We start from the raw sequence: 5,473 nt of genomic DNA, 5'->3' as shown, positions 1-5,473 counted from the left end.
CGCTCGGCGGCGGCCACCAGCGATTCGGCGATCGTGCGGTTGCGCGCCTCGAGGCGCGCATCGAAGATGGTGGCCAGCAGCGCGATGCTGAGCAGGGCCACGGTGGCCACCGTGACCAGGGCCGCCAGATGGTCCTGGTCGACGCCGCCCAGCGCCGCGCGGCAGGTGCTGCCAGCCTCGAAGTGGGCCGCGGCCATGCCGGTATAGTGCATGCCGGCGATGGCCCCGCCCATGATGACGCTGGCCGCCACCTGCACCGCGCGCCGCGAGCGGCCGTCTTCGTGCAGGCGCAGGCCGAGCTGCAGCGCCAGCGCCGAGGCGCCAATCGCGATCGCGACCGACAGCGCGAACAGCCAGGGAGTGTATTCGATGGCCGGGTCCATGCGCATGCCGGCCATGCCGGTATAGTGCATGGCGTTGATCCCCAGGCCCATCAGCACCGCGCTCCAGGCCAGCTGGCTGCGCCGGACCGTGCCATGCCGCACATGCCACAGCGCCAGGCCGGACGCGACCACCGGCAGCAGCCAGGACGCGAAGGTGATCAGGGGATCGTAGCCGATCGGCATGGGCAGGCGGAAGGCCAGCATGCCGATGAAGTGCATGGCCCAGATGCCGCTGCCCATGGCCAGCGCGCCGCCGGCGATCCAGAAGTATGGCCCCCGGCCCTGGGCCTGGCGCACCCGCATCGCCAGGCTGAGCGCCGTGTACGACGCCAGGATGGCCACCAGGATGGACACGAAGACCAGCAGGGGTTCGTAATGGCCGTTCACCATGGGTACGATTCCGTTCTTGTTATACGCTCGGCATGTCGAGTACCCGCCTGCGCAAGCGGCGGAAAAGCGGCCGATAAGCGGCCAATAAGCGCCAAGTAAGCGACAGTTGACGAAGCCAGTGTACACGACCTGCAGCGCCCGGTGCGGCGATATCGGGTACGCTTGCGCAGGTCCATTCGCACGCGCTTTTCGAGGAACCTTATATTGTTCGACTACCACCCAGGATATCAATCCATCTCGCATACCGAACGCCACCAGATAAGCTCCCTGCACGGTCGCCGCACCCTGCTGCGAGGCGCCGCCGGGTTCGCGGGCCTGGCGCTGGCGCCCGGACTGATCCTGCCGGCCAGGGCCCGGCAACCCTTGCCCAAAGTGCCTTATGTCTCGACGCCGCAAGACATCGTCGACCGCATGCTGACGATGGCGCAGGTCGAAAAACACGATATGGTCTACGACCTGGGCTGCGGCGACGGCCGCATCGTGATCTCGGCCGCCAGCCGGCGCGGCGCGCGCGGCGTGGGCATCGACCTCGATTCCGAGCGTATCCGCGAGGCCAATGCCAATGCGCGGCTGGCCGGCGTACAAGAGCGCGTGCGCTTTCGCCAGGCCGACCTGTTCCACACCGATTTCAGCCCGGCCACCGTGGTCATGCTGTACCTGCTGTTCGAGGTCAACCTGCAACTGATGCCGCAGCTGTGGCGCCAATTGCGGGTCGGCGCGCGGGTGGTCTCGCACGACTTCCATATGGGCGCGCAGTGGCCGCCGGAACAGATCGTGCGGATACGCGACAAGACCCTGTATGGGTGGACGATTACGCCGGAACTGAAGCAGGAGATTGCAGGGCGGCCTTGATCAGTTCGAGGTGGGTCGCGACCACTTCCCGGCCGTACTTTGAATCCTGCATCGCCATATGCCAGTGGCCGATGGCGCGCTGTAGCTGGTGCTCGTCGCCGGCGGCGCCGATCTGCCGCACCAGGTCGGCGGCGATCAGACCCAGACAGGTCTCGGCGGTGCGGATCATCATGGCCTTCACCGGGGCCAGGCGCGCATCATCGTTCGCTGGCGCCGTCCCGCTTGCCGTCACGGGCGCGATCAGTCCAAGCTCCACCAATTCGACGAGGATGCGCGTCAACTGCGCTGCAGGCATCAGCGTCGCCAGCGCGCCCGCGGTCTTGTGCCCGTCGAGCATGATCAGCACGCTGCGTTGGCGCGCACCCAGGCCGGCGCTGCGCCGGGCAACCTCGAGGCGGCCTTGCGCCGTCTTGGCGTACACGACGTCGGCAAGGGCAGCAACGACAGTGGAAGGTTCGGCGAGCATCGTCGTCACGGAACTGGGATTGGCATCCATCCACATGATTCTATGAGGCAATTATTACAGCGCCATGTCAGGCGAGCCGAAGCGCAGCACATACGGCGCCTGGAAAGCAAAACGCCCGCAACAGGCGGGCGTTTCGTAGAGAATCCTTTGGTGGGAAGTGCAAGTTTCGAACTTGCGACCCCTGCAGTGTGAATGCAGTGCTCTACCCCTGAGCTAACCTCCCAACGAGGCCGTATTATGCCATAGAGTCTTGATTATTCCAAATGGCAATTGGTCAACTACTCGCTGCAATCATGGTGGTCCCAGAACAAACGATCCAGGGACACCGCGGCCGGCGAGCCTCGAAAACAAAAAAGCCAGCATTGCTGCTGGCCTTTTGAATCCTGGTGGGAAGTGCAAGTTTCGAACTTGCGACCCCTGCAGTGTGAATGCAGTGCTCTACCCCTGAGCTAACCTCCCGAAGCGAGGCATATTATGGCACAGAATCACTTACTCGTCACCCCTGCGGAGAATAATTCCTCCACACGCAGCTGCCTTTCACATTCTTGTCGAGGCCGGCCAGCACTTCCTCGTGGGCCGCGGCTTCGTCGCTGCTCGCCGCCACCACGATGATCTCGCCCAGCGGCACCACGTCGAGCGCATCGCCGATGTTCGCGGTCTCGACTTCGACGTCCATCGTCAGCGAGTTCTGGCCGCGCGTCATGGCCAGGTAGACGTCGGCCAGCAGCTCCGAGTCGAGCAAGGCGCCGTGCAGCTTGCGGTGCGCGTTCGAGATCTCGTAGCGGTCGCACAGCGCGTCCAGCGAGTTGCGCTTGCCTGGATGGAGTTCCTTGGCGTGCACCAGGGTGTCGATCACGCCGTTGCAGTGCTCGACGAAGGGCGGCAGGCCGATGCGGGTGAATTCGTGGTTCAGGAAGCCCAGGTCGAACGGCGCGTTGTGGATGATGACTTCGGCGCCCTGCACGAACTCGCGCAACTCCTCGGCGATCTCGTGGAACTTCGGCTTGTCGCTCAAGAACTCGGCGGTCAGGCCGTGGACCGCCAGCGCCGCTTCGTCGGACTCGCGTTCGGGATTGATATAGCGGTGGAAGTTATTCCCGGTGAGCTTGCGGTTGAAGATTTCGACGCAGCCGACCTCGATGACGCGGTCGCCCGTGCGAGGATTCAGGCCGGTGGTTTCGGTATCGAGGACGATCTGGCGCATGGTGTTCTACTGAAGAAGTTAAAACTGGAATGAGGCGGACCGCAGTATAGCAAAGCCCGCCCCCGCCTTCCGGCGAAGGCGCCCGGCCGGTCAGCGCCGCACCGAGGCCGCGCCGCGGTTGGCCAGCACGTCGGCCCGCTCATTGCCCGGATGGCCGTTGTGGCCGCGCACCCAGCGCCATTCGACGGCGTGCTGCTGCTGCGCCATGTCGAGCGCCTTCCACAGGTCTTCGTTCTTGACCGGCTCTTTCGCCGCGGTCTTCCAGCCGCGCGCCTTCCAGCCGTGGATCCATTCCGAGATCCCCTTCTGTACGTACTGGCTGTCGGTGTGCAGCACGACCTTGCAGGGGCGGTTCAGCACGCCCAGCGCCTCGATCACGGCGCGCAATTCCATGCGGTTGTTGGTGGTGTTCGGCTCGCCGCCGAAGATTTCTTTTTCGTGGCCGTTCGAGACCAGCAGCGCGCCCCAGCCGCCGGTGCCGGGATTGCCCTTGCAGGCGCCGTCGGTAAAGATCTCGACCTGGGTCGCGCCTGCTTCATTCGTTTGTTGTTCGCTCATTCCTGTTCGCAGCCGGCACTGCCGCCGGGCGCTTGCTCGCTTTCTTGTTCCATGCGGGACCGATGATGTGCATGCCCTTGACCCGCTTGATCGCATGCACCACGTAGACCGCGCCGAGATACGGCCACCAGCGTGCACCTGCCGATTCCATCATCGAGAAGCGGCTGAGCCAGTGGGCCGTGCGGCACGGCGGGGCGTAGCAGCCGAAATGGTTGCGTGTCACGCCCAGGTTCAACAATTTTAGCCAGTCTTTCAGGCGCGGCAAAGAAATGAATTCGCCGGACTCGGGCAGGTAGTCGGTTTGCGTGACCCGCCGCACGCCCTGGCGCATGCCCCACAGGCTGGCCGGATTGAAGCCGCAGATGATCACCTGCCCCTCAGGGATCAAGACCCGTTCGACTTCGCGTAAGACCTGGTGCGGTTCCGCGGCGAACTCGAGCACGTGCGGCAGCACCACCAGGTCGATGCTGCTGGTGGCGAACGGCAGTTCCTCGAAGTCGACCGCCACCGCGATCTGCCTGCCGCCGGCGGCGAAGGCCAGTTCGTCCGCATGCGAGGTGCGCGTCGCCGCCTGCCACTTGTTGGGCATGCGGCTGGCCGCCAGCGCGTCGAGCTGCGGCACGCCGATCTGCAGCGCATTGAAACCGAAGATATCCACCGTGAGCTCGTCGAGGCAGGCCTGCTCGAACGCGCGCACGTAGACGCCCGCCGGCGATTGCAGCCAGTTGTCGAGCGCTATAATGGATTTTTCGGATACGCTATCCATGCCACCTCTCTGACCCACGGTTTACCATGACGACTCCTGTGCGCACTCACCTCGCGGTATTGACGCTCCCTGCCTTCAAAGACAATTATCTCTGGCTCATTCACGACGGTATCAATGCCGCCATCGTGGACCCTGGCGAGGCCGCGCCGGTCAAGGCCGCCCTCGCCGCGCACAAGCTGCGCCTGACCGCCATTTTACTCACCCATCATCATGCTGACCACACCGGGGGCGTGCCGGGCCTGCTCGAGGACTGGGAAGTGCCCGTTTTCGGGCCGCGCAACGACGGCATCGAGCTCGTGACGCATCCGCTCGGCCAGGGCGAGCGCATCGCTGTGCCGGGGCTCGATCTGGCGCTCGACGTGCTGGACGTGCCGGGGCATACGCTGGGCCACATCGCCTATGTGCGGCGCGAATCCGGGGCGGATTGGCTGTTCTGCGGCGATACGCTGTTCGGGGCCGGTTGCGGGCGGCTGTTCGAAGGCACGCCGCGGCAGATGATGGATTCGCTGGCGCAGCTGGCCGCGCTGCCTGGCGAGACACTGGTGTATTGCGCGCACGAATACACGCTGTCGAACCTGCGCTTCGCGCAGGCGGTCGAGCCGGGCAATGCGGCCCTGGAAGATCGGGTGCGGGCCGATGGGGCCAGGCGCGAGGCCGGCCGGCCGACGATTCCGTCGACGATCGCGCTCGAGCAGGCGACCAATCCGTTCATTCGATACGGAGAGGCGCGCATCGTGCAAAGCCTGGTCGAGGCCGGGCGCCTGCAGCCGGGCGCGACGCAGGTCGATACGTTCGCGGCGTTAAGGGAGTGGAAGAATACGTTTTGAGGGTGGTTAGGCGCGCGGACGGCGAGC

General features: G+C 65.0%; 7 protein-coding genes and 2 tRNA genes. 2 read left to right on the top strand and 7 right to left on the bottom strand.

The window, feature by feature from the left end; genetic code table 11:
• Positions 1 to 773, bottom strand: a 773-nt coding sequence (locus E8M83_RS25295; RefSeq protein WP_307721874.1) for an MHYT domain-containing protein, incomplete at its 3' end; no start/stop codon positions are given.
• Positions 774 to 977: 204 nt separating this feature from the next.
• Here E8M83_RS25295 and E8M83_RS25290 point away from each other — a divergent pair.
• On the top strand, positions 978 to 1,625 hold the full coding sequence (locus E8M83_RS25290; protein WP_229491917.1) for a class I SAM-dependent methyltransferase: 648 nt from the start codon (positions 978 to 980) through the stop codon (positions 1,623 to 1,625).
• Here E8M83_RS25290 and E8M83_RS25285 read toward each other — a convergent pair.
• The 6 genes from E8M83_RS25285 to E8M83_RS25260 form a co-directional block, all read right to left on the bottom strand.
• Complete coding sequence (locus tag E8M83_RS25285) at positions 1,585 to 2,121, bottom strand: hypothetical protein (protein ID WP_137176120.1); 537 nt, start codon at positions 2,119 to 2,121, stop codon at positions 1,585 to 1,587. The genes E8M83_RS25290 and E8M83_RS25285 overlap by 41 nt on opposite strands.
• Before the next feature lie 118 nt (positions 2,122 to 2,239).
• Positions 2,240 to 2,314 (bottom strand) — tRNA-Val (locus E8M83_RS25280).
• Between the two features lie 161 nt (positions 2,315 to 2,475).
• Positions 2,476 to 2,550, bottom strand: a tRNA-Val gene (locus E8M83_RS25275).
• Between the two features lie 37 nt (positions 2,551 to 2,587).
• Positions 2,588 to 3,295: a DNA polymerase III subunit epsilon gene (gene dnaQ / locus E8M83_RS25270; protein ID WP_137176119.1), complete on the bottom strand. Its 708-nt coding sequence runs from the start codon at positions 3,293 to 3,295 to the stop codon at positions 2,588 to 2,590.
• Positions 3,296 to 3,385: 90 nt separating this feature from the next.
• Complete coding sequence (gene rnhA, locus E8M83_RS25265) at positions 3,386 to 3,853, bottom strand: ribonuclease HI (RefSeq protein WP_137176118.1); 468 nt, start codon at positions 3,851 to 3,853, stop codon at positions 3,386 to 3,388.
• Positions 3,831 to 4,619 carry a class I SAM-dependent methyltransferase gene (locus E8M83_RS25260; protein ID WP_137176117.1) on the bottom strand — a complete coding sequence of 263 codons (789 nt, stop codon included), beginning with the start codon at positions 4,617 to 4,619 and terminating at the stop codon, positions 3,831 to 3,833. The genes rnhA and E8M83_RS25260 overlap by 23 nt, the downstream gene beginning before the upstream one ends.
• Before the next feature lie 26 nt (positions 4,620 to 4,645).
• Between E8M83_RS25260 and gloB the strand changes: the two genes are divergently transcribed.
• Positions 4,646 to 5,446: a hydroxyacylglutathione hydrolase gene (gene gloB, locus E8M83_RS25255; protein ID WP_137176116.1), complete on the top strand. Its 801-nt coding sequence runs from the start codon at positions 4,646 to 4,648 to the stop codon at positions 5,444 to 5,446.
• The last annotated feature ends 27 nt before the right edge of the window (positions 5,447 to 5,473 follow it).

Source organism: Massilia sp. HP4, assembly GCF_005222695.1.
GTDB lineage: Bacteria > Pseudomonadota > Gammaproteobacteria > Burkholderiales > Burkholderiaceae_D > Telluria.
This window is presented reverse-complemented; position numbering and strand designations above follow the sequence as displayed.

Excerpts from the sequence above, each read along its gene's own strand:
- E8M83_RS25285 (WP_137176120.1), bottom strand. The coding sequence starts at position 2,121 with ATGGATGCCAATCCCAGTTCCGTGACGACGATGCTCGCCGAACCTTCC.
- dnaQ (WP_137176119.1), bottom strand. The coding sequence starts at position 3,295 with ATGCGCCAGATCGTCCTCGATACCGAAACCACCGGCCTGAATCCTCGC.
- rnhA (WP_137176118.1), bottom strand. The coding sequence starts at position 3,853 with ATGAGCGAACAACAAACGAATGAAGCAGGCGCGACCCAGGTCGAGATC.
- E8M83_RS25260 (WP_137176117.1), bottom strand. The coding sequence starts at position 4,619 with ATGGATAGCGTATCCGAAAAATCCATTATAGCGCTCGACAACTGGCTG.
- gloB (WP_137176116.1), top strand. The coding sequence starts at position 4,646 with ATGACGACTCCTGTGCGCACTCACCTCGCGGTATTGACGCTCCCTGCC.